This is a genomic window from Bradyrhizobium sp. (assembly GCF_035484855.1).
Taxonomy (GTDB): Bacteria; Pseudomonadota; Alphaproteobacteria; order Rhizobiales; family Xanthobacteraceae; genus Bradyrhizobium.
Genome location: NZ_DATHOP010000059.1, coordinates 1 through 20,443, shown reverse-complemented (window position 1 = coordinate 20,443; position 20,443 = coordinate 1). Strand labels below are relative to the sequence as shown.

At 62.4% G+C, this 20,443-nt stretch carries 22 protein-coding genes; 6 read left to right on the top strand and 16 right to left on the bottom strand.

Translation table 11 applies throughout. The annotated features are described in order from the left end of the window. The 7 genes from VK804_RS07440 to VK804_RS07410 all read right to left on the bottom strand — a co-directional run. Nucleotides 1-323 (bottom strand): AAA family ATPase (locus tag VK804_RS07440; protein ID WP_325369433.1); only part of this gene is annotated, 323 nt, incomplete at its 3' end. Between the two features lie 209 nt (nucleotides 324-532). Further along, complete coding sequence (locus VK804_RS07435) at nucleotides 533-1,186, bottom strand: DsbA family protein (protein WP_325369432.1); 654 nt, start codon at nucleotides 1,184-1,186, stop codon at nucleotides 533-535. A 47-nt stretch (nucleotides 1,187-1,233) separates the two neighbouring features. Next, nucleotides 1,234-1,890, bottom strand: a complete 657-nt coding sequence (locus VK804_RS07430) for a DsbA family protein (RefSeq protein ID WP_325369430.1) — start codon at nucleotides 1,888-1,890, stop codon at nucleotides 1,234-1,236. 48 nt (nucleotides 1,891-1,938) lie between these two features. Further along, a complete protein-coding gene (locus VK804_RS07425) occupies nucleotides 1,939-2,595 on the bottom strand; it encodes a DsbA family protein (protein WP_325369428.1) in 657 nt (218 codons plus the stop codon). A 115-nt stretch (nucleotides 2,596-2,710) separates the two neighbouring features. After that, nucleotides 2,711-3,190: a DUF721 domain-containing protein gene (locus VK804_RS07420; protein WP_325369426.1), complete on the bottom strand. Its 480-nt coding sequence runs from the start codon at nucleotides 3,188-3,190 to the stop codon at nucleotides 2,711-2,713. A gap of 38 nt (nucleotides 3,191-3,228) precedes the next feature. Beyond that, nucleotides 3,229-3,549 (bottom strand): HigA family addiction module antitoxin, encoded by a 321-nt coding sequence (locus VK804_RS07415; RefSeq protein ID WP_325369424.1) that lies wholly within the window; start codon nucleotides 3,547-3,549, stop codon nucleotides 3,229-3,231. Continuing rightward, on the bottom strand, nucleotides 3,521-3,805 hold the full coding sequence (locus VK804_RS07410; RefSeq protein WP_325369422.1) for a type II toxin-antitoxin system RelE/ParE family toxin: 285 nt from the start codon (nucleotides 3,803-3,805) through the stop codon (nucleotides 3,521-3,523). The genes VK804_RS07415 and VK804_RS07410 overlap by 29 nt, the downstream gene beginning before the upstream one ends. Nucleotides 3,806-3,890: 85 nt before the next feature. Between VK804_RS07410 and mutY the strand changes: the two genes are divergently transcribed. Together mutY and VK804_RS07400 are read left to right on the top strand one after the other, a co-directional pair. After that, nucleotides 3,891-5,006 carry an A/G-specific adenine glycosylase gene (gene mutY / locus VK804_RS07405; protein WP_325369420.1) on the top strand — a complete coding sequence of 372 codons (1,116 nt, stop codon included), beginning with the start codon at nucleotides 3,891-3,893 and terminating at the stop codon, nucleotides 5,004-5,006. Between the two features lie 89 nt (nucleotides 5,007-5,095). Continuing rightward, complete coding sequence (locus tag VK804_RS07400) at nucleotides 5,096-5,437, top strand: DUF1127 domain-containing protein (protein ID WP_325369418.1); 342 nt, start codon at nucleotides 5,096-5,098, stop codon at nucleotides 5,435-5,437. 160 nt (nucleotides 5,438-5,597) lie between these two features. Here VK804_RS07400 and VK804_RS07395 read toward each other — a convergent pair whose 3' ends face one another. Then, on the bottom strand, nucleotides 5,598-6,887 hold the full coding sequence (locus tag VK804_RS07395; protein ID WP_325369416.1) for a flavin-dependent oxidoreductase: 1,290 nt from the start codon (nucleotides 6,885-6,887) through the stop codon (nucleotides 5,598-5,600). A 142-nt stretch (nucleotides 6,888-7,029) separates the two neighbouring features. Between VK804_RS07395 and VK804_RS07390 the strand changes: the two genes are divergently transcribed. Next, complete coding sequence (locus VK804_RS07390) at nucleotides 7,030-7,659, top strand: glutathione S-transferase family protein (RefSeq protein ID WP_325369414.1); 630 nt, start codon at nucleotides 7,030-7,032, stop codon at nucleotides 7,657-7,659. 167 nt (nucleotides 7,660-7,826) lie between these two features. On the opposite strand, the gene VK804_RS07385 is transcribed toward VK804_RS07390, so the two are convergent. Genes VK804_RS07385 through VK804_RS07375 form a run of 3 tightly spaced genes read right to left on the bottom strand, consistent with a single transcriptional unit; the run spans nucleotide 7,827 to nucleotide 10,041 of the window. Continuing rightward, nucleotides 7,827-8,285 carry a class I adenylate-forming enzyme family protein gene (locus VK804_RS07385; RefSeq protein WP_325369412.1) on the bottom strand — a complete coding sequence of 153 codons (459 nt, stop codon included), beginning with the start codon at nucleotides 8,283-8,285 and terminating at the stop codon, nucleotides 7,827-7,829. Continuing rightward, the gene (locus VK804_RS07380; RefSeq protein ID WP_325369410.1) at nucleotides 8,231-9,259 is read right to left on the bottom strand and encodes a class I adenylate-forming enzyme family protein; all 1,029 of its coding nucleotides are present in this window, start codon (nucleotides 9,257-9,259) and stop codon (nucleotides 8,231-8,233) included. The genes VK804_RS07385 and VK804_RS07380 overlap by 55 nt, the downstream gene beginning before the upstream one ends. Continuing rightward, the gene (locus VK804_RS07375) at nucleotides 9,223-10,041 is read right to left on the bottom strand and encodes an enoyl-CoA hydratase/isomerase family protein (protein ID WP_325369408.1); all 819 of its coding nucleotides are present in this window, start codon (nucleotides 10,039-10,041) and stop codon (nucleotides 9,223-9,225) included. Before VK804_RS07375 ends, VK804_RS07380 begins: the two co-directional genes overlap by 37 nt. A gap of 156 nt (nucleotides 10,042-10,197) precedes the next feature. On the opposite strand from VK804_RS07375, the gene VK804_RS07370 reads away from it, so the two are divergent. Continuing rightward, nucleotides 10,198-10,617, top strand: coding sequence for a RidA family protein (locus tag VK804_RS07370; RefSeq protein ID WP_325369406.1), 420 nt, complete (start codon nucleotides 10,198-10,200; stop codon nucleotides 10,615-10,617). 121 nt (nucleotides 10,618-10,738) lie between these two features. Here the strand turns inward: VK804_RS07370 and VK804_RS07365 are convergent, their stop codons facing one another. Continuing rightward, entirely contained in the window at nucleotides 10,739-11,425 is a 687-nt protein-coding gene (locus VK804_RS07365) for a glutathione S-transferase family protein (RefSeq protein WP_325369404.1), read from the bottom strand. Between the two features lie 145 nt (nucleotides 11,426-11,570). Continuing rightward, complete coding sequence (locus VK804_RS07360) at nucleotides 11,571-14,351, bottom strand: toll/interleukin-1 receptor domain-containing protein (protein WP_325369402.1); 2,781 nt, start codon at nucleotides 14,349-14,351, stop codon at nucleotides 11,571-11,573. On the opposite strand from VK804_RS07360, the gene VK804_RS07355 reads away from it, so the two are divergent. Then, the gene (locus tag VK804_RS07355; RefSeq protein ID WP_325369398.1) at nucleotides 14,335-14,703 is read left to right on the top strand and encodes a tripartite tricarboxylate transporter substrate-binding protein; all 369 of its coding nucleotides are present in this window, start codon (nucleotides 14,335-14,337) and stop codon (nucleotides 14,701-14,703) included. The two genes, VK804_RS07360 and VK804_RS07355, sit on opposite strands and share 17 nt — an antisense overlap. A 404-nt stretch (nucleotides 14,704-15,107) precedes the next feature. On the opposite strand, the gene VK804_RS07350 is transcribed toward VK804_RS07355, so the two are convergent. Both VK804_RS07350 and VK804_RS07345 read right to left on the bottom strand, forming a co-directional pair. Continuing rightward, nucleotides 15,108-16,199, bottom strand: coding sequence for an FRG domain-containing protein (locus VK804_RS07350; protein WP_325369396.1), 1,092 nt, complete (start codon nucleotides 16,197-16,199; stop codon nucleotides 15,108-15,110). 411 nt (nucleotides 16,200-16,610) lie between these two features. Next, nucleotides 16,611-17,672 (bottom strand): 2-dehydropantoate 2-reductase, encoded by a 1,062-nt coding sequence (locus VK804_RS07345; protein ID WP_325369394.1) that lies wholly within the window; start codon nucleotides 17,670-17,672, stop codon nucleotides 16,611-16,613. 555 nt (nucleotides 17,673-18,227) lie between these two features. Between VK804_RS07345 and VK804_RS07340 the strand changes: the two genes are divergently transcribed. Continuing rightward, complete coding sequence (locus VK804_RS07340; RefSeq protein ID WP_325369392.1) at nucleotides 18,228-19,118, top strand: substrate-binding domain-containing protein; 891 nt, start codon at nucleotides 18,228-18,230, stop codon at nucleotides 19,116-19,118. Nucleotides 19,119-19,165: 47 nt separating this feature from the next. Here VK804_RS07340 and VK804_RS07335 read toward each other — a convergent pair whose 3' ends face one another. Continuing rightward, nucleotides 19,166-20,299 (bottom strand): site-specific DNA-methyltransferase, encoded by a 1,134-nt coding sequence (locus tag VK804_RS07335; protein ID WP_325369390.1) that lies wholly within the window; start codon nucleotides 20,297-20,299, stop codon nucleotides 19,166-19,168. Between the last annotated feature and the right edge of the window lie 144 nt (nucleotides 20,300-20,443).

The window sequence follows — 20,443 nt, the reverse complement described above, 5'->3', positions numbered from 1 at the left end:
CGCCGCGAAATTTCCAGGATCTCGCGATCGTTCATCGCCGCCGGCGCCGAGCGATCGGCGTTGTCGATGGTCATCACCACTTCGGCATGGTTGCGCGAGGGGCGGCTGCCGGAACCGGCAAAGATCACCGCGTCCATATCGGCGGCGCGCAGCGATTTGTGCGAGGTTTCACCCATCGCCCAGCGCAACGCCTCGACCAGATTCGATTTACCACAGCCGTTCGGCCCGACCACCCCGGTCAGACCGGGTTCGATCACGAAGTCGGTGGGTTCAACGAATGATTTGAAACCGTGAAGGCGAAGGCGCGTGAGTTTCATGGACACGATGCTCTGTTGGCGGGGCGCGAATCTCCCTGCCGGGACAATACCATAGAAGGCAATGTCGGTGTGTGGGGGTGAGTCGCTTTTCGCAGGCTCGTGGGGCGACAATGGCGAGGCGGGGGCTTCAGGGCAACCGCCGCCCGGCGCTTTTCCCAAGGCTTTTGTGAGGCTTGTGCGAGGCAAATGAGTCGCGGGATCCCGCGACGCGACGATCAGGTTTTCAACAGCGACTTGATCTTCCTGTCGAATTCCTCGAAGTCGGGCACGCCATCGATCATCGCGCCGTTGATGAAGAAGGTCGGGGTTCCCGGGATCTTCAAGACCTCAATGGCAAACTTCCGACCGGCGGTGAGCTTGTCGAGCAGCGCCTGATCCCTGAGGCAGGCCTCGACGGCCTGCTGGCTCAGGCCGGCCTGCCGGCCGATCCGGGTCAGGGTTTCCGTCGTCTTCTCCAGAAATTCGTTCTGCTGCCGGAACACGACGTCGACGACGGCGAAGTATTTTGCGCAGTCGTCCCCGGCGATGCCGCGCGCCAGCATCGAGCCGGCCGCATCCTTGGGGTCGCGCGGAAATTCACGGAAGACGTAACGCACCTTGCCGGTGTCGATGTACGCCGTCTTGATCTTTGGGAACACTTCGGCGTTGAAGGCCGCGCAATGCGGACAGGTCAACGATCCATATTCGATGATCGTGACCTTGGCATCGGTGGGGCCGAGCGCCATGTCCGGCAATGATACCGGTTTTGCGACGTCGGCCGCGCCTTGCGCCATCGCCTCCGCGATCAGGCGCAGCGGTGAAAATCCGATGGCAGCGGCAAGCCCGGTCAGCGACAGGGCGGCGGTGAAGGCGCGGCGCGTGACGATCATGGCTTGCTCCCGGCGCGGACGAAAACAACCGCAGCTGGCGAGATCAATCAGCTGTTGAGCAGCGGATCGATCTTCTTCTGGAATTCGTCGAACGAGGTCTCGCCCTTGATCTTCTCGCCATTGACGAAGAAGGTCGGCGTCGAATCGACCTTCAGCACCTCGTTGGCGTATTTCTGATCGGCGGAGATCTTGGCGAGCAGCGCCTGGTCCTTCAGGCAGTCCTCGACGTTCTGCTCGGTGAGGCCGGCCTGCTTGCCGATTAGCTTCAGGGTTTCGGTGGTCTTTGGGCCGGCCCATTCGAGCTGTTGCTTGAACAGCAGATCGATCACGGCGAAATATTTTCCGGCATTGTCCTTGGCGATGCAGCGCGCCAGCATGGAGCCGGCTGCCGCCTTGATGTCGAGCGGGAACTCGCGGAAGACGTAACGGATCTTGCCGGTGTCGATATATTCGGCCTTGATCTTCGGAAACACCTCGGCGTTGAAGGCCGCGCAATGCGGGCAGGTCATCGACGCAAATTCGACGATCGTCACCTTGGCGTTGGCGGGGCCGAGCGCCATGTCCGGCAGCGATACCGGTTTGGAGACATCCGCGGCGCTCTGCGCCATGGCGTCTGCGATCAGGCGGAACGGCGAAAACCCGGCGAGGGCGGCCAGCCCGGTCAGCGACAAAACGGCGGTGAAGGCGCGGCGGGTAATGATCAAAGGCTTGCTCCCGGACCGGACGAAAACAACCGCAGCTGGCGGGATCGATCAGCTATTCAGCAGCGGATCGATCTTCTTCTGGAATTCCTCGAACGAGGTCTCGCCTTTGATCTTCTCGCCATTGACGAAGAAGGTCGGCGTCGAATCGACCTTCAGTACATCAGCGGCGTATTTCTGGTCGGCGGCGATCTTGTCGAGCAGCGCCTGGTCCTTCAGGCAGTCCTCGACCTGCTGCTGGGAAAGACCAGCCTGCTTGCCGATCCGGGTCAGCGTCTCGGTGGTCTTTGGGCCGGCCCATTCGAGCTGTTGCTTGAACAGCAGATCGATCACGGCGAAATATTTTCCGGCATCGTCCTTGGCGATGCAGCGCGCCAGCATGGAGCCGGCCGCCGCCTTGATGTCGAGCGGGAACTCGCGGAAGACGTAACGGATCTTGCCGGTGTCGATATATTCGGCCTTGATCTTCGGAAACACCTCGGCGTTGAAGGCCGCGCAATGCGGGCAGGTCATCGAGGCGAATTCGGTGATCGTCACCTTGGCGTTGGCGGGACCGAGCGCCATGTCGGGCAGCGATACCGGTTTGGACACGTCCGCGGCGCTCTGCGCCATGGCGTCTGCGATCAGGCGGAACGGTGAAAACCCGGCGAGGGCGGCCAGCCCCGTCAGCGACAAAACGGCGGTGAAGGCGCGGCGGGTGATGATCAAGGCTTTACTCCCGGATTGGCGCGTGCACGCCGAAAGGACCCAAAGAACAGGCTGTTCGCTAGCTTGAAACCGCAAATGTGGCAATGGCGGTCCGCAATTCCTTCAAATCACCGGCTCAATTTCGCTTGATCGAGGCGCCGAGCCGCGCCAGCGCGGCCCGCAACTCCTCGTCCTCCACCGAGGACAGGGTTTTGGCGACGTCGGCGACCGCCTCGGGGTCCGGGGCGCCGGAGGCCGCAGGCCGGTTCCGGCGCGACAGCGGCGCCTGCCGCAGCGCCAGTTTCCCCACCGCGCTCCAGCCGAAGAAGCGGTTGACCCGCTGCAGGATGACGTCGGAGGCGTGCTGGATTTCCAGCGCCATCGGACCCTCCACCCGCAAGACCAGCGTCGCCGGTTCCTGCGCCTGTCCCTCGACCGGCCGCGGCCACTGGATTTTCAGCGGCTCCGAATGGGCGGCGACTTCGGGCCCGGCGATGTCGGCCCACCGCGTGACCAACTCGCGCGCGGCAAACCCCTGCTTGGCATAGGCGTCGGAAAACACGTCGCTGAGCAAGACGGAAAGCGGTTTCGCGCTGATATAGCCTGGCTTTGCCATGGGGTCTTATACCACCGCCCGCCTGTCGAGGCAGCCGGTCATGCCGCGCGCGGCCGGATGGTTTTCAGGTCGCGGTCGATTTCGCGCCGCCGCTGCATCAGATCGTAGTCCATCTGCAGTCCGAGAAAAAACCCTTCCGACAGGCCGAAATAGCGCGCGAGCCGGAGGTCGGTATCGGCGGTGATGTCGCGCTTGCCAAGCACGATCTCGTTGATGCGGCGCGGTGCGACATGAACCGCACGCGCCAGCGCGTTCTGGCTGAGGCCCATCGGCTTGAGGAACTCCTCGAGCAGTATTTCGCCGGGGTGCGGATTATGAAGCAGCCCGTTTCTAGCCGTGGTAGTCGACGATTTCGACATGTGCCGGTCCTCCCTCATCCCAAACGAAACAAATGCGCCACTGATCATTGATCCTGATCGAATACTGTCCCTGCCGATCAGCCTTGAGTGCCTCTAGGCGATTGCCAGGCGGCACGCGAAGATCGTTCAACACCCGCGCCTGATTCAGAAGACGCAGCTTTCTCAGCGCGACGTTTTGGATGTCCGGCGGTAGTTTTCGGCTCCGGCGCCCGGACCAGATCAATTCGGTCTCGGAATCGGCAAAACCCTGGATCATGTGGGACTATAACGCGTCGCGTTATAGTCTGCAATCCCCCGGGGCTCGACTGGCCACATCGCGATTCCGATCCTACAATGAGACGGTGACTCGCTCACTGACACTCAGGAAAAGTGAACAGGCCGTCGAAGACAGCGTCCGCCCCGCGCTGCTGCTCGCCTGGTACGACCGCCATCGCCGGGCCCTGCCATGGCGGCCGCTGCCGGGGAGGCCGGCCGATCCCTATGCGGTCTGGCTGTCGGAAATCATGCTGCAGCAGACCGGCGTCAAAACCGTTGGGCCCTATTTCCTGAAATTCATGGCGCGCTGGCCCGATGTCACCTCGCTCGGCCGTGCCTCGCTCGACGACGTCCTGCGGATGTGGGCCGGGCTTGGCTATTATTCGCGCGCGCGCAATCTGCATGCCTGCGCGGCCGCGGTGGCGCGCGATCATGGCGGGGTGTTTCCGGACAGCGAAGCGGGATTGCGCGCGCTGCCGGGGATTGGGCCCTATACCGCGGCGGCGATATCAGCGATCGCGTTCGGCCGACGGACCATGCCGGTCGACGGCAATATCGAGCGCGTAGTGTCGCGGCTGTTCGCGGTCGAGCAGCCGCTGCCGCAGGCCAAGCCGCTGATCAAGCAATTGGCGGCGACGCTGTTGGGAGCTTCCAGGGCCGGCGACGAGAAGTCTCGCGCCGGCGATAGCGCGCAGGCGCTGATGGACCTCGGCTCCTCGATCTGCACACCGAAGAAACCGGCCTGCGCGCTGTGCCCGCTGAACGATGATTGCGTCAGCCGCGCGCGCGGCGATCAGGAGACATTTCCGCGCAAGGCGCCGAAGAAGGCCGGCGCACTGCGGCGCGGCGCAGCTTTTGTCGTCACCCGCGGGGAAGAACTGCTGGTGCGTACCCGCCCCGAAAAAGGCCTGCTCGGTGGCATGACCGAAGTGCCGACCTCCGACTGGGTCGCCGGGCAGGACGACAAAGTCGCGCTGAAGCAGGCACCTCGACCGAAAGGCATCGCGCGCTGGCACCGTAAGACCGGCACCGTCACTCACGTGTTCACGCATTTTCCGCTGGAATTGGTCGTCTATACCGCAAAAACTGCCGCGCGCACGCGGGCGCCCGTGGGAATGCGCTGGGTGCCGGTCGCCACGCTGGCGGACGAGGCGTTGCCGAATGTCATGCGCAAGGTGATCGCGCACGGGCTGGGGCTTTGACCATCACAACCGCATCGGCCGTCCTCGGCTGCTGACACCATGCTGTCAGCAGGGCTGCGCTAAACCATGGCGGAACGAAGGGATCAGCCATGATCAGCACCGCACTCGACCGCCCCAAAGCCCCGTCCTGTCAGGCCCGTTTCCCGAAGCGCGAAAGCGTCCCGCAGGTTGAAGCCCCAAGCCTTGCCTGCGCCGACATCGCGCATGATCGACCGCTGCCGTCGCGAAATCCCGCGGGATCTGTGGCTGCCAATATCGAGGATATTTTTGCGTTGGTCCGGGTCTGGCGCGAACGCCGCCGCGCCCGGCGTCAGCTCGCCGTCATGAGCGAGCGCGAGCTGCAGGATATCGGGATCTGCCGGTCCGACATCGAGAGCGAGATCGGTAAACCGTTCTGGCGGGCGTTGGCTGTGGCGAATGCGGTTCGCTAGCGGTGGTGTTTTCCCCTCTCCCCGTTCTTCACGGGGAGAGGGTAGGGTGAGGGGCTCTGTCCACGAATACCGTAGATACGTTGATCATCATGCCTCGCCCCTCACCCGGATCGCTGGCGCGATCCGACCTCTCCCCGCAAAAGAGCGGGGAGAGGTGAAGTCAGCCCGCGCTCGAAGCCTTCGTTGAGGCCGGCATGGCTACGATCGGCGGCTTGGCGTTCAGCCCTTCGACCTGAAAACCGGCGACGCGCTTGTAGTTGGCGGCGATGTCTTCCAGTTCCTTCAGCGACAGCACGTCGGTGACGGTCTTGTAGCCGTCGGGCGCGCGTTCCTCGACCAGCTGCATCACCTGTTCCGGCCCGTTGCGGCGGTTGAGCATCACGAGATCTGATGTGGCGGGGCGGCGCTCGGCCTCGTAGGCGGCAAGCGCGGCATGGCTTTCGCCAAGCGCCAGGATTTCGCGGGTCAGCACGCGCGCATCGAGGATCGCCTGCGAGGCGCCGTTGGAGCCGATCGGATACATCGGATGCGCGGCGTCGCCCATCAGCGTCACGCGGCCGAACGTCCATTGCGGGATCGGATCGCGATCGACCAGCGGATATTCGTAAGCGTGCGGGCAATTGCGGATCAGGCCGGGCACGTCGAGCCAGTCGAACTTCCAGTCCGAAAACCAGGGCAGGAATTCCTCTGATATTGCCGTGCGGTTGTAGTCCTCGCGCCGCCACTGATAGGTCGGCGGCATGTGGCGCTCGGCGACCCAGTTGATCTGATATTTGCCTGAGGCGTCGGCTTCCTTGGAAATGCAATAGCAGACGAATTTCAGGATTTCGTGGCCGGCCATGATCATGGTGCGGCCGGAAAGAAACGCGTCCGAGGCGGTGATGCCGCGCCACAGGATTCGCCCGTTCCAGATCGGCGGTCCTTCCTGCGGATAGAGTTTCTCGCGGACCGCCGAATGGATGCCGTCGGCCGCAATCAGGATCGCGCCGTCATAACTGCCTGCGGACTTGCCGGTCGCCCTGTCGATGAAATCGGCGCGCACGCCGCTGGCGGTCTCCGACCAGCCGCTGAGGTGATGGCTGGTGAGGATGTTCTCTCGCCCCAGCCGCTCGGTCGCGGCGTCGAGCAGGATCTGCTGCAAGGTGCCGCGATGCACCGAGAATTGCGGCCACTTATAACCGGCCTCGAGGCCGCGCGGCTCGCTCCAGATCGGCTTGCCATGCTTGGAGAAATACGCCAGCTCCCTGGTGCGCACGCCGGCCGCATCGAGCTTCTCGAGCAGGCCGAGTTCGGTCAATTCGCGCACCGCATGGGGCAGCACGTTGATGCCGACCCCGAGCGGCTTCAGCTCAGTCACGCTCTCGAACACGCGTGCCGCAACGCCGATCTGGTGCAGGCTGAGCGCCAAGGTCAGCCCGCCGATGCCGCCGCCGGCGATGAGTACGGTCATGATGGGCCCTCGCTATCGGGGATGGTGATGGCATGGGAGGCGGGCCGTGGGCAACAGCGAAAGCCCGGCCGATCGGCATGGTCGGGATGGACGGCGCAACGCCGCACCGCTAACCTCCGGCTTCCCAACGAGGATCAAAAAAATGCTCAAGCTTTACTATGCCCCGGGTACCTGCGCGCTGGCCTCGCATATCGCGCTGGAGGAGGCAGGCGCCGACTACAGCGCGGTGCGGCTCGACTTCAAGGCCAATCAGCAGCAGAGCCCCGACTATCTGGAAGTCAATCCGAAGGGACGGGTGCCGGCACTGGTGACCGACAAGGGCATCCTGACCGAGACGCCGGCGATCCTGGCTTATATCGCGCAGACCTTTCCGAAGGCGAAGCTCGCTCCAACAGACGATCCCTTTGCATTCGCGGAAGCGCAGTCGATCAACAATTATCTCTGCGCCACGGTGCATGTCGCGCATGCGCACAAGGGCCGCGGCTATCGCTGGGCATCTGACGAATCCTCTTTTGCGGACATGAAGCGCATGGTCCCGAAAAGCATGGGCGCCGCCATGGAGCTGATCGAGAAGGGGATGTTGAAGGGCCCGTGGGTGATGGGCGAGCAGTATACGATCTGCGATCCCTATCTCTACACCATTTCGCTCTGGCTCGAGGGCGATAGCGTCGATCTCAAGACTTTTCCCAAGGTCGCCGACCACATGAAGCGGATGGCGGAACGCCCGGCGGTGAAGAAGGTGATGGGCGAGCAGCAGGCGAAGGCCGCGTAACGGGTAAATCGTAGGGTCGAATCGTAGGGTGGGCAAAGCCAACGGGTCGCGCGAATGCGCGCCCGATGACAGGCTCCGCGTGCCCACCATCAGGTCGTGATGTCGAGAGATGGTGGGCACGGCGCAAGCGCGCCTTTGCCCACCCTACGCAGCCACGCAAGCTACTCCTACCGCCGCGTGAGGATGAACTGTGCGACCGCCGCGCGGCTCGCCTTGCCCGTGCTTCCGACCGGGATCGCGTCGCAAAAAATGATCGCCTCCGGCAGTTTGAAACGCTCGATCCTGCCGGACGCCCAGGCCAGCAGGTCGGTTTCGCTGAGCGTTGCCCCTTGCTTGAGCACCGCGATGGCATGGATGGTCTCACCCATGCGCTCGTCGGGGATGCCGGTGCAGAGCGCGACCGCGACGTCGGGATGGGCGGACAGGAGGTTATCGATTTCGAGCGGCGAAATCTTGTTGCCGCCCCGCGAAATGATTTCCTTGGCGCGCCCGACGATTTCGGTACGCTTGTCGGCGCGGATACGCGCGAGGTCGCCGGTCCGGAAATAATTCTCGTTGAACGACGCCCGTGTCAGGCCGGGATCGTCGAGATATCCGAGCATGCCGTAGGGCGTATCGATCTCCAACTCGCCGGCCTCGCCTTCCGTCCGTCGCTTGCCGTGATCCTGAATTTCACGCCGCGCGTCGGATGTCCGATCGAGCCGCGGCCGCTGATCTGTTCTGATGGCGTCAGGGAGAAGTCGCACGAGCCGGTCTCGGTCGAGCCGTAGAGGTCAAAAATGCCGGCATGTGGCCAAATGCGGGAAATGCCCTCGTTCAGAGACGGCGTCATCACCTCGCCGCCGGCCAGGATCATGCGAAGGTTTGCGGCTTGCGGCACCGGGCCGGCAAGCAGGGTCCGCAGCATGGTCGGCACCGCACCCAACACGGTGGCGCCGTCATCCAGCCATTTGCCGGCAGCATCAGCGGAAAATTTCGCGAGCAGCACGATCCGCGATCCGCACTCGATCGCGAGCAGGCAGATCCAGAGTCCGAAGATGAAATTGAGCTGCAGCGGAACGAGCACGGTGTCGTCGACCTTCAGGCCAAGCAGGGATTTCAGTACGGCGATCTTGCCGGCCAGCGCGTCGTGGCCCAGCACTGCGCCTTTCGGCGTGCCGGTCGTGCCCGAAGTAAAAATCACCAGCGCGGCCCCGCTCAACAGCGCGCGCGGGGCGGGAGGTTTTTCGGCGAGCCGCTCGATTTCGTCTCCGTCGATCAGGAATCGCGCGGCCGTCTTCGCCGCAAGTAGTTCCCTCGTCGCCTCGACGGCGGTCGCGTGAATGGGGACGGCGACCGCGCCGGCGAGCCAGATCCCCAGCAACGATCCGATATCGAGCGGCCTGTTGTTGATCACGAGATGGACGGGCTCGTGAGCGCCGGCATCGGCTTGCTTGAGCAGACCGGCAATCCGATGCGCATGCGCAATCAATTCCGCCGCCGACCGTTCTGCGCCGCTCGCATCGCACAGGACGCAGCCGGATGCGGCGAGCGCCTGTTGCAGATTGCGGGCCAGCGCTCCGATCACGCGCGCGTGCTCGAAAACCGGCTGTCGCGCCACGCCAGCGCCGATTTCAGCCCCTCTTTTCGGGCCAGATCCATGAAGGCGGCCTTGTCGGGCGAGCCCTGTCCCTCGATCAGGAGGTCGATTTCGAGCGCCTGTTCGAGCGCGCCGAGCATGCCGCGGGCCTCGATCGAGCGGTTGATCGCCCGCTTGGTTTCCTTGACGAGGTTGGGATCGATCACCGCGATATTTTGCGCGACCTGCAGTGCGACCTCGTCGAGCTCTTCGCTCGGCACGATGCGGTTGATCATGCCGATCTCGCGGGCGCGCTCGGCGCTGATGCGGTCCTCTCCGGTCAGGATGATTTCCTTGGCGATCTTGGGGCCGACGATCCAGGGCAGGATCATCACGACAATGCCGGCGCCGAATTTAAGCTCGGGCTCGCCGAAGAAAGCGTCCGGCGAGGCGATCGTGAGATCACAGGCCAGCGCCAGCTCGCAGGCGCCCGCAAGACACGGCCCGCGCACGGCCGCGATGGTCGGTTTCGGGCAATGCCAGAACCGCATCGGGACGTCGAAATCCTTGCGCAGGATCGGACGCCAGGTCTCGATGCCCGTCGGCCGCCGCTCCATCTGCTCCTTGAGGTCGAAGCCGGAAGAAAACGCGTTGCCCGCGCCGGTCACGATCACGGCCCGCACCTCGGCGTCCGCCTCGACCGCGTCCATCGCCTCTGCGATCTCGGATAGCATCGCCGCGTTCATCGCATTGGTTCGCTCGGGACGGCGCAAGGTGATGCGCGCGACGAAGCCGATCTTTTCCAGGCCGATCAATTCGAACATGGCGCAACTCTCCTTGAGGTGGCTTCGCGGCCGCCGAATGGAGCGCAATGTCCGGCGGCGCGCAAGCGGGGAAATCCTCACCCAGTTCGCAACGCGATCGCTTCAATGGTTGGCGACATCGGCTAGACTGGTGCAAGCGCCAGCCGGGAGAATCTCATGAGCAAGCCACCGAAGGAATTCCTCAGCCCCAAAGCCCTGATAGCCCCGGGCCCGGCCGGCTATTCGCACGTCGCCAAGATCAATCATGGGACCATCGTCTATCTTTCCGGCCAAGTCCCGAGCGATGCGTCCGGCAAGCTGGTCGGCGAAGGCGATTTCGAAGCGCAGGTCGAGCAGGTCTTCGCCAATCTCAAGATTGCGGTCGAAGCGGCAGGCGGCACCATGGCCGACATCGTCAAGCTGAACTACTACCTCGTCGCCGAGGTGGATCAGGCCATCGTGCCGAAGCTTCGTCCGATACGCGACCGCTACATCAATGTCGAGAAACCGCCGGCAAGCACGTTCGTTGTTGTCAGCCGCCTGATGCGGCCGGGCTGGCTGATCGAAATCGAAGCGGTCGCGGCGATCGATGATTGATTCCGTAGGGTGGGCAAAGCGCAAGCGTGCCCACCATTCTTCGCGACATCTCCGAAACGAAAGGTGGGCACGGCGCATGCGCGCCTTTGCCCACCCTACGGTTTTCGCGACGTCGCGGCGATCACGCCGCCTTGGTCTTGAGGTGGCCGAACATGATGTGCTTCGCCTCGTCGTCCATTTCGGCCTTGAAGGTGAACTTGTCCTTTAACGCGATGGCGCGTGTCGCCGCGGGACGCGCGTTGATCTCGTCGACCAGCCGCTTCACGTTCTTGTATTTGGCGGCTCCCTCTTCGCCGAGCACGAATGGCGCCAGCCGCGCCCAGCCCCACAATGCCATGTCAACGATGGTATAGGTATCGCCGACCATGTATTTGCTCCTGGCGAGGTGATCGTCGAGGATCTTGTAGTGGCGGTGCGCCTCATAGAGATAGCGGTTGAGCGCATAGTCGAGGTCCTTGGGTGCGGCGACCTTGAAATGCACCGCCTGTCCCGAATAGGGGCCGAGTCCCGAGGCGATGAACATCAGCCATGACAGCGTCTGCGCGCGATTTTGCGGCGTGTTGGGCGGCAGGAACTTGCCGGTCTTCTCGGCGAGGTAGAGCAGGATCGCGTTACTGTCGAACACGAACACGCCGTCATCGTCGATCGCCGGCACCTTGCCGTTCGGATTCACTTTCAGGAATTCCGGCTTGAACTGATCGCCCTTGCGGGTGTCGACCGGCACCAGCTCGTAAGGCAGGCCGGATTCTTCCAGAAACAGCGCGACCTTGTTGGGGTTCGGTGCGCCGTTGAAATAAAATTTCAGCATGGGATCTCCCTAGGATTTGGCGGCAAGAATCGCAGGCGCATGCGGAACGTCGCGCTGCGGGCGCATTATCTCGCGCGGTTCGGTGGCGAGCGCAACCGAAGACTTCGTGAGCCGGCGCGGCAGCCGCTGACGATTGCGCCTGATATCACGGCTGGCTCACCACCTTCGGCTCGAAGGTCTGCAGCAATTTTGTCACCAGCCGGAATATCTGGGGTTCGGTCCCGTCGATCGCGCGCCTGACCCAAAAGCCGCCCGCGGTATTGGCGAGGTACCAGTCATCGCCCTTGTCGGTGGCGAGATAGTCCGACAGCCAGCGAACGTCCTCGCCGAGATCGCCGCCTGCATCCTTCGCTTTGTCCGCGATGCGTTTCTGATACCGCGCCTGGATGTCCGCGACGGCATAGGGACCGCCGCCGTCCTCGAACCGGCTTTCATTGGTTTGGCGTAGCTTGAGCTTTTGCAGGTAATCCTGCTTGACGGCCTGATACCGGGCTTCAAAGGCTTGATAGCGCTCCGGCGAGGCGAACAGGATTTCATGGGAGTGATACAGCGCGCGCGCCATTGGCCCGATTTGCGCGTCATAGACCAGTTGGGTCACGCCCTTGAACCAAGCGTCCGTCCGGTCCGGAACGATGCGGTTCTCCACCCAATCCAGAAACTCCGGATTGTAGTGGCCGAACCGGGTGGGGTCATTGAAGTCCAGTTCCTTGTTGTCGTGCGGTCCGCCCGGGAGAAAAATATTCAGTCCTGAAATGGCCTGCACCTTGTCGAAGCTGATGACGCTTCGGATCGAACAATAGAGATAACGGAAGCCGGATTTCAGCCAGGTCTTGCAGTCGAAATCGCCGGGCTGCTGTTTCTTCGTCACCATGCAGTCCTGGCTTCCGCAGATGATGTCCGGCAGCAATTCCTCGGGCTTGCGCCCGAGCTTCTTGGCCACGTCCGTGAGCCGCACCACTTCCTGCTGCTTGGCGCCGAGATCGATCCATGAATAGCGAATGAGCTCATCGGCGGTTCTGGCCTGCGCCTGCACCGTTTTTTCCTGCGCCCGGCGAGCCTTGAAACCCTCGAGGCCGGCGTAGGCCGCAGCGCAGGCCAGCACCGCGGCCGCCGCGATCGAGCCGCGGGTGATGTTGCGTCGCAGCCGCGCCTTGCGGAGTTCCTCGGCCTCGGCGGACTGTACGCTGGCCTGGATGTAGGCGCGCTCCTGCGGCGTCAGTTGCTGCGGACGCTCAGCGAGCCACCCGCGCGCGCGATTGAGCTTCAGGCCGCTCAACAGCGCGCCGCTCTTGTCGGCCTCCGCCGCCTGCTCCCAGTCGCGCAGGTCCTGCTCCAACTGCTGCTTGCCGACCAGGAACTCGCGCGCATTGTCGAGCCACGATCGCAAGAGCGGCCATTTGCGCAGCAGCGCCTCATGCGCCACCTCGACCATCCGGGCATCGGTGCCCTGGCGCACGATCAACAGCCGCGCCTTGGCCAGCCGCTCCAATAGCGGATGAGCTTTCGCCGGCAGGTCGTCGAGCCGCGCCGGGCGGCGGACATATTCGCCCTGGTCGTTCACCCGCACCATGGCCGGCACGAAAGCCTCGCGCAGCGCCGATAGCTCGTCGTCGGTCGGACGGGCCTGCGCCAGCACATCGTCGGCTGCCTTGCGCACCGCATTTTCCAGCGGCGTCAGCCCCGCCTTCTCGTCGCCCAGCGCCTTGTAGTTATCCAGGCTCAGATAGTGGTCGCCCGAGCGATCCAGAAGTTCGCGCAACGCGAAAGCCAGCAGCGGCAGCGCATCGTCGGTCTCCGCATCGCGGGCGGCCTGCTGAACGAAGGCGTCTTCGATCCGCAAGCCGGCCACCCGCGCCGGGCCCTGGATGATCTGCGGAATTCTCGCCACCGGCATCGGTCCGAGCGAAAATTCCTCGAAGCGGGCCGTGAGCTGGGTTGCCGATTGCAGCCGCCCCAAATAGTCCGAGCGGAGCGCCATCACCGCCATGAAGGGCAGCTCGCTGGACATCGCCTGGCTGAGGATTTCGAGAAAGTGTGCGGACTGCTCAGGGTCAGCGGCACCGAACAATTCCTCGGCCTGATCGATCGGGATCAGAATCTGCGCCTCGTTGGCAGCCGCCTTGGTGCGCAGATCGCCGGCGATGCCGTCGAGCACACGCGCAACATTTGCCCCGAGCAGGTCGCTCTGCAGCTTGCGCCAGTCGGCACCACTGCCAACCGCCAGTGCGCGGGCCAACTCGTCCACCGGGTGCACCTGGGGCCGCATCGGCGGCACCACGATCCAGGTGCGGCCGGCGCGCTTGAGTCTCGGGATGACGCCGGCCCTGAGCAGCGACGACTTTCCGGATCCGGAGGATCCGAGCAGCGCGACGAGCTGGGCGCCGCCCTGCGCCCGCCGCGCGTTGAGCCGCTCGATCAGGCGGCGGATGTCGTCGTCACGCCCAAAATAGATCGCCGCATCCTCTTCCTGAAACGCCAGCAGGCCCGGATAGGGCGGCCGGCCGGCGTCCCAGGCAAATCCACCCTGGGCGTCGAGCGCGATCCGCGTCAACTGGCGGGCCAGCTGCTCGAGGCCTCCCTCGCGATCGCTGAGCAGATTGAGCGCCTGGATGTCGGGCGATATCAGGGTGTCGCCGGTCGGGGTCTCGATGATCGGAAAGATCGCCTTGCCGAGCGCGCGCGCCTGGGTGAATTCGACGAAGCACCATTTCGAAGCCAGCCAGTTCGGCGTCTGAATGATGATGACCGCTTCGGACTGCTCGATCTCGCGATAGAGCGTTCTTTCCCAATCGGCGCCCGGCGGGATACCGGAGTCCTTGTCGAAGTCGAGAAATGCCGTGTCGAATCCCCGACCTTTGAGCCAGGTGATGATCCGTTCGGCCGCCTCATTGTCACGGCCGGAATGAGAGATGAAGATCCGCGCCATCAGGCGATTCCCGCTGCTGCTGCAACCAGTCGATGCAAAGTTACAACAGAAGCGGTTCGGTTGTCTGCTCAATTCAGCCGGTTCCGGCCGCGGCCGATCGCGTGGGCGCCAAGCCTGCTACTGGCAAGCGATCTGGGCGCCGAAGAATACGCCGGCCGATGTCGTCGCCAAATTGAACGCGGCCATCGTGGCGGCGCTGGCCGACAGAGGCGTGCAGGCGCGCTTTCTCGAACTCGGCCAGGAAACCCCGCCGCCCGACCGGCAAACGCCGGCGGCGCTGAAGAGCCATCAGACCGCCGAGATCGAGAAATGGTGGCCGATCGTTAAGGCGGCGAGCATCAGGGCGGAGTGAGGGTTCGCCAACCATTGGCGAGTGTGCCGCTCTTCACAGACCCCCAGCAATTTCCTCTTCACTCTCCAATGCGGCCTTCTTCGCTCTCTTCGTCTCCCTCCGCGCCACTTGGTTCCCATGGCCAGCTTACGCCGGCAGCAAATCCCCATCGGTGGCGCGAAAAGCGAAGGAAAAATCGGTGTGAAATCTATGCTGACTAAATACCGTGATTTGGACGAACAGCAGCAGTTTTCCAGTTTTGATGTCCAGAAATCGGGTGTGGATCGTTGGAGTGGAAAGGACGTGGCCGCTGGAAACCTCACAAGGTTCGATCAGGCCGTTCTAGACCTGAGTGGTGAACGACAAAGATCGATCTCTCTCCTGCCCAAAGGGCTCGCGAGCGCTTTAGCACTCACACCAATCGTCTATTTGATGTATCTGTCTGCGATAGCCGCAGACAGCGAATCGAGATCGCGGAACAGAGAAAAGTGATCGATCGCGAGCATATGTTTCAGCATGTAGACGCCATAAATTGCGGCTCGCTCGCTAAGTAACACCTCGGCCACGAAATCTGAGCCGAGAATTTCATTTAATGGACGCCTATCGCGGCCCCAGACGACAAATGTACCCTGTTGGGCTGCCATGCGGGCAGATCGCCAGGGCGAAAACGCAGGGATTGGACCTTCAAAGTCCCAGTTTCTCTCAACCACGATCCGTTGGAAGTAGTCATATTCAGGTTGACGGGATATATCCCAAATGCGGGTCCTATCTGTGGACTTTGCTGAAGCGCGAAAGGGATTGAGTACCCAAACCGAGGGAGTTGGCAGCGGTCCAATCTCCGTAAGAAGCTCGGTTGGTGTGCGCTGGAATGGACCAACTCTTCCATCTTTCTTGTCCCTGGCCCAAACAACATCGATGCTTAGCGAGAATTTCCTCAATGAAAAAAACAAAGCCGATGCAAGTGTTTCAGTCCAATCAAGTAGGCGCGTTGGCACACCACAATGCTGCATCGCTGCTAGAACTTCCCAGGAATTCGTAAACTGTTGGCCAGATCGTGCACTAAACTCTATGAATGCTTCCCGTTCGCCAGTAGGGACTAAGTTGATTTTGTCGATTTGCAATTGGGCATTGTTTGCGGCGTTCCTTGCGCGACCCATTTTCAGGCGCTTCTCGTCAAGGATTTTTTGCGCGGCCTTTACGCGTCTTTCATTTTCTGGCGTGGGATCGGCCTTCCACAGGTTGTGCTCGACCGTCAACGTCTTTCGTATCTTGGTAATCTCCACTTTGCACTCGGCAATAGTGCGTTCGAAATTCTCGATTTGTGCAGATACGCGTCTGATTCGTGACTTATCTCGTTCAGTCTGGTTTCGTAGGATGCCTGGAAGTAACTTGTAATCAGCAGAATTCGTGTGTCCGCGAAACCAAGGGCTATTCCAAGAACATCGCAACTCTTCCCTGGTAAGATTGATCTTACCCAAGAAACCAGACCATTCATCTGCTGCCTGATTCCAAGTCATAATACCGAATCCGAAAATGGTGGGAGGGGACAGAATCGAACTGCCGACACCATGTTCTTAAAGACACGTGCTCTACCCAGGCTGAGCTACCCCCCCGCACCGATTGATCTAGCACACGTTGGGATTGAACCGAAGGTCTTTTGAATCGATACCGTGGGACACAATAGTCAGCGTATTGCAGCGAAGGGCGATTGAATTGGCAAGACTGCATTTACACCATTCCGCCCTACGAACTTTGAGCCCAATCGGATACCTCAATGGTCGTCTTTGTAATGCGGAGCGCCAACGCAAACGCCAAGATGAACTACCAAAGAAGCATTCCGTTAATCCAGGTTAAAAGACGAATAAGGACCGCACCATCCATGAGCGCGCGCTTGCTGCAGTGTGCATGACCGCATTCGCGGACCCCCCTCAGTTCAACCGCAACTCGGTGATGTGGCGCGGATCGGGCTTGAGTTCGTCCCGTTCCACGCGCTTGACGATGTCCGTCAGCACGGCGTTGGCCTTGCACGTGAGACCGACCTTCTCGCCCTCGCGCACCACAAAGCCGTTGAGGAATTCGATCTCGGTGCGGCGGCCCTTTTGCATGTCCTGGCCCATCGAGGGACGCTGCTCGGAGGCGGTGTGCTTGCCGTCCTTGAATCGCTGCTCGTCGCAGGCGTGCATCGCCGTCTCGTCGCCTTCGCCGGCCTTCGCGATCGTCTCGGGCGGCAGATGCAGGATCTCCTCCAGTTGATAACCATGCGCCTGGCCGACGCGGATCGCTTCGCTGCCGAGCCTAGTCGAGAAGCGACGGATCGGCTCGTTCTGCAGCAGCTCGCCGCCGGGCAGGCCGGTGCAGGCCGAGAGCCCGTTGCCCATGACGTTGGCGACCAGTTTCGACCAGCGTTCGCCCCACAGGTTGCCGGTGACCTTGGCGCTGTCGGTATAGCCGACCAGCCGGCAGATCTCTTCTGCCCGTTGCGTGATGCGGCCGTGCACCTCGCCGGTGCGAAACACGGTGTGCTTCGCCCCGTGCTTGCCGGCGCCGCGGTGGATGTGGCCGGGCTCGGGCAGGTTGACGGTGATGCTCGAGGCAATGCAACCCAGTGTCTTGCCCCAGCCGACGATGCCGGCGATGGTTTCCTCGTTCATGCAGTTCTGCAGCGACACGACGTAGCCGCCCGGCGCCAGATACTGCTTGATCAGCATGGTGGCCCAGGCGGTGTCGTAGGACTTCATGCAGACGAAGGCGATGTCGACCGGGCTCTCCTTGGCAAGCTGCTGGGCGTCGGTGACATGCAGTGCCCGCACCGGGACCGTGAATTCCGCGACGTCCCTGGCGTGGGTGACGCGCAGGCCATGCTTTCGCATGTGCTCGATATGCTCCGGCCATGGATCGATGAACGTCACGTCCTCGCCCGCCTGCACCATGTGCGCCCCGGCATATCCGCCGACCGCACCCGCTCCGACGATAGCTATCTTCCGGCCCATGCTTTCCCCCTGTTTTTTGCGAGGCTAGCCTGCCGGCCGGTCCCATCACAACGGTCGAACCACGCGCGGCAGGCGCGCAAATATTCATTGTGCGCAGACCGGCCTGCGCACAGAGACGAATTATCGAATTAAATCAAGGTGGTCTGGATCGTCCATAGCGGCCTTGATCCAGCGATCATCCTATGATCTCGCCCTGGCGATCCGCGCTCCTGACAAATTCGTTTCGGCACTGCCTGCATACAAAGGTCTGCAATTCAAATTCGATCCCGTAGACCGGGTGGGGCGCTCGTCTCGTCAGGTTCATGCGGGTCTTGCATTCTGGACATGCGGGAGCGTCGTCGGTGCCAAAGCTGGCTGCCATCGGATTTCCTTTGGGTGGAGGGAAATCAACCCGCTACTTGGACTAGTGTTCCATAGAGGGGCAATTCGGGGTTGCGACCCATTACCGCAGTTCCACGGGGAACAATTCGCCATCATGTCATACCTGCGATACATGGATTAGGCTCTGGCGGAGCCGAATGGTTCTTGCCGGTCCGTTTCACCCCGGAAGAGGCCATGATCGACGAAGTCGTCGTTGTCGGAGACATGGAGATGCGTGAAGCTGTGCCGGTCGACGAGTACGACGGACTGAACGGGCGGACGAACCGCATCGTCATGTACGCTCTGAAGATCGCGATGGCCGCTGTCGCTTTGGTCGCAGCGATGCACATCGGTGGCACTGCGGATGCCGCCGAAATCAGAATTCTGTCGTCCGGTTCGCTGAAGGGCGCACTATCGCGGCTAGTTCCGGACTTTCAAAACTCATCCGGTCACACGGCCAGAATCGAATATGGCCCGGCAGGCGCCATCGTCGGCCGGATTGCGAAGGATGAAGCCGCCGATGTGGTCATCGTCTCCAGATCCCAGCTCGAAAAGCTCGCAGGCAATGGCAAGGTCGTGCAGGGGAGCTCCGTCGACATCGCCGGAATCGCGCTCGGCGTAGCCATCCGCAAGGGCGCGCCGAAACCCGACATCAGCAATGTCGAGGCGTTCAAGCGGGCGCTGCTTTCGGCGGATACGATCGGGTACCGCGATCCGATCACCGGTTCGACCTCCGGCATCTATACGGCCGCCATGCTCGAGCGGCTCGGCATTGCGGAGGCGTTGAAGGGCAAGCTCAGGCTCGACAGGTCGGAGGGCGACGTTCCCGAGAACGTCTTTCTGGGGGTTGCGCGGGGCGAGGTTGAAATGCAAATCGGCCAGATCACCGAGATCGTGATCTCGCCCGGCGTCGATCTCGCCGGTCCGCTGCCCGCCGAGATCCAGAATACCACTGTGATGTCGGCTGCAGTCGCCACGGCCGGCAAGGCGCCGGACGCTGCGAGCGCATTCATCGGCTTCATCTCGTCGCTGTCGGCCTTGGCCGTCCTGAAGGCCAGCGGATTCGTGCCGGTCGACGGGAAGTGACGGAGCAAATGCGCGGTATCGCAGGAATTAATTGCGGGTCGTAGCGCCTAGCCCGCCGCCATCTCGGAGCGGATTTCGGCGCGCAGTTCGTCGATCAGCCGCAGGCCCTTCTTGGTCTCGACGTGCCAGAAAGTCCAGCCGTTGCAGGCTTCCGAGCCCTGCGCCACCGCGCCGATGCGGTGGATCGAGCCGACCTTGTCGCCGAGCATGATGGCGCCGTCGGCGCGGACCAGGGCGCCATGGCGCTTCTTGGAGTCGACCAGTTTGGTGCCGGGCGGGATCATGCCGCGCTCGATCAGTTCGGCGAAGGCGACGCGCGGCGCATCGCGCGCGGTCATGAATGGCGCCAGCGTGGCTTCCGGCAAGGGCTCGATCGCGGCGATGCGCGCTTGCGCGGCGATCGCATAGGTCGGGTCGCGCTCGAAACCGATGTAGCGGCGGCCGAGGCGTTTTGCCACAGCGCCTGTCGTGCCGGTGCCGTTGAACGGATCGATCACGAGGTCGCCCGGCTTCGACGACGACAGCAGCACCCGCGCCAAAAGGCCTTCGGGCTTCTGGGTCGGGTGGACCTTCTTGCCGTCATTGCCCTTGAGGCGTTCCTCGCCGGTGCAGAGCGGGATCAGCCAGTCGGAACGCGCCTGCACGTCCTCGTTGGCGGCCTTCAGCGCTTCATAATTGAAGGTATAGCCTTTGGCCTTCTCGTCGCGCGCGGCCCAGATCATGGTTTCGTGCGCGTTGGTGAAGCGGCGGCCGCGGAAATTCGGCATCGGATTGGTCTTGCGCCAGACGATATCGTTGAGCACCCAGAAGCCGAGGTCCTGCATGATGGCGCCGACGCGGAAGATGTTGTGGTAGGAGCCGATCACCCACAACGTCGCCGCGGGTTTCATGACGCGGCGGCAGGCCAGGAGCCACGCGCGGGTGAAATCGTCATAGGCGGCAAACGAGGAAAACTTGTCCCAGTCGTTGTTGACGGCGTCGACATGGGATTCGTCGGGGCGTTTGAGGTCGCCCTTGAGCTGCAGGTTGTAGGGCGGGTCGGCGAACACCAGGTCGACGGAGGACGCCGGAAGCTTCGACATCTCGGCGACGCAATCGCCGACAATAATCTGGGTATGGGACGGGGACTCGAATTTAGTGCGGGGCGCCTTTGCAGACGCCCCGCGACGCGACACAACCATGACTCAAATACTCTGACTCAGGCGACGCTGCCGGCGACGCGGGACTAAACAACCGACTGCGGTCACTTTGACGGGCCAAAGTAAAAATCGACTTAACCGGGCAATTCTTTCACGCTGATGATTGTAATAATTCGCTTCGATGAC

Coding starts and splice junctions, on each gene's coding strand:
- VK804_RS07395 (WP_325369416.1), bottom strand. CDS start 6,887: ATGACCGTACTCATCGCCGGCGGCGGCATCGGCGGGCTGACCTTGGCG.
- VK804_RS07415 (WP_325369424.1), bottom strand. CDS start 3,549: ATGTCGAAATCGTCGACTACCACGGCTAGAAACGGGCTGCTTCATAAT.
- VK804_RS07350 (WP_325369396.1), bottom strand. CDS start 16,199: ATGACTTGGAATCAGGCAGCAGATGAATGGTCTGGTTTCTTGGGTAAG.
- VK804_RS07420 (WP_325369426.1), bottom strand. CDS start 3,190: ATGGCAAAGCCAGGCTATATCAGCGCGAAACCGCTTTCCGTCTTGCTC.
- VK804_RS07370 (WP_325369406.1), top strand. CDS start 10,198: ATGAGCAAGCCACCGAAGGAATTCCTCAGCCCCAAAGCCCTGATAGCC.
- VK804_RS07355 (WP_325369398.1), top strand. CDS start 14,335: ATGAAGATCCGCGCCATCAGGCGATTCCCGCTGCTGCTGCAACCAGTC.
- VK804_RS07400 (WP_325369418.1), top strand. CDS start 5,096: ATGATCAGCACCGCACTCGACCGCCCCAAAGCCCCGTCCTGTCAGGCC.
- VK804_RS07435 (WP_325369432.1), bottom strand. CDS start 1,186: ATGATCGTCACGCGCCGCGCCTTCACCGCCGCCCTGTCGCTGACCGGG.
- VK804_RS07335 (WP_325369390.1), bottom strand. CDS start 20,299: ATGGTTGTGTCGCGTCGCGGGGCGTCTGCAAAGGCGCCCCGCACTAAA.
- VK804_RS07345 (WP_325369394.1), bottom strand. CDS start 17,672: ATGGGCCGGAAGATAGCTATCGTCGGAGCGGGTGCGGTCGGCGGATAT.
- VK804_RS07410 (WP_325369422.1), bottom strand. CDS start 3,805: ATGATCCAGGGTTTTGCCGATTCCGAGACCGAATTGATCTGGTCCGGG.
- VK804_RS07360 (WP_325369402.1), bottom strand. CDS start 14,351: ATGGCGCGGATCTTCATCTCTCATTCCGGCCGTGACAATGAGGCGGCC.
- VK804_RS07375 (WP_325369408.1), bottom strand. CDS start 10,041: ATGTTCGAATTGATCGGCCTGGAAAAGATCGGCTTCGTCGCGCGCATC.
- VK804_RS07365 (WP_325369404.1), bottom strand. CDS start 11,425: ATGCTGAAATTTTATTTCAACGGCGCACCGAACCCCAACAAGGTCGCG.
- VK804_RS07340 (WP_325369392.1), top strand. CDS start 18,228: ATGATCGACGAAGTCGTCGTTGTCGGAGACATGGAGATGCGTGAAGCT.
- VK804_RS07390 (WP_325369414.1), top strand. CDS start 7,030: ATGCTCAAGCTTTACTATGCCCCGGGTACCTGCGCGCTGGCCTCGCAT.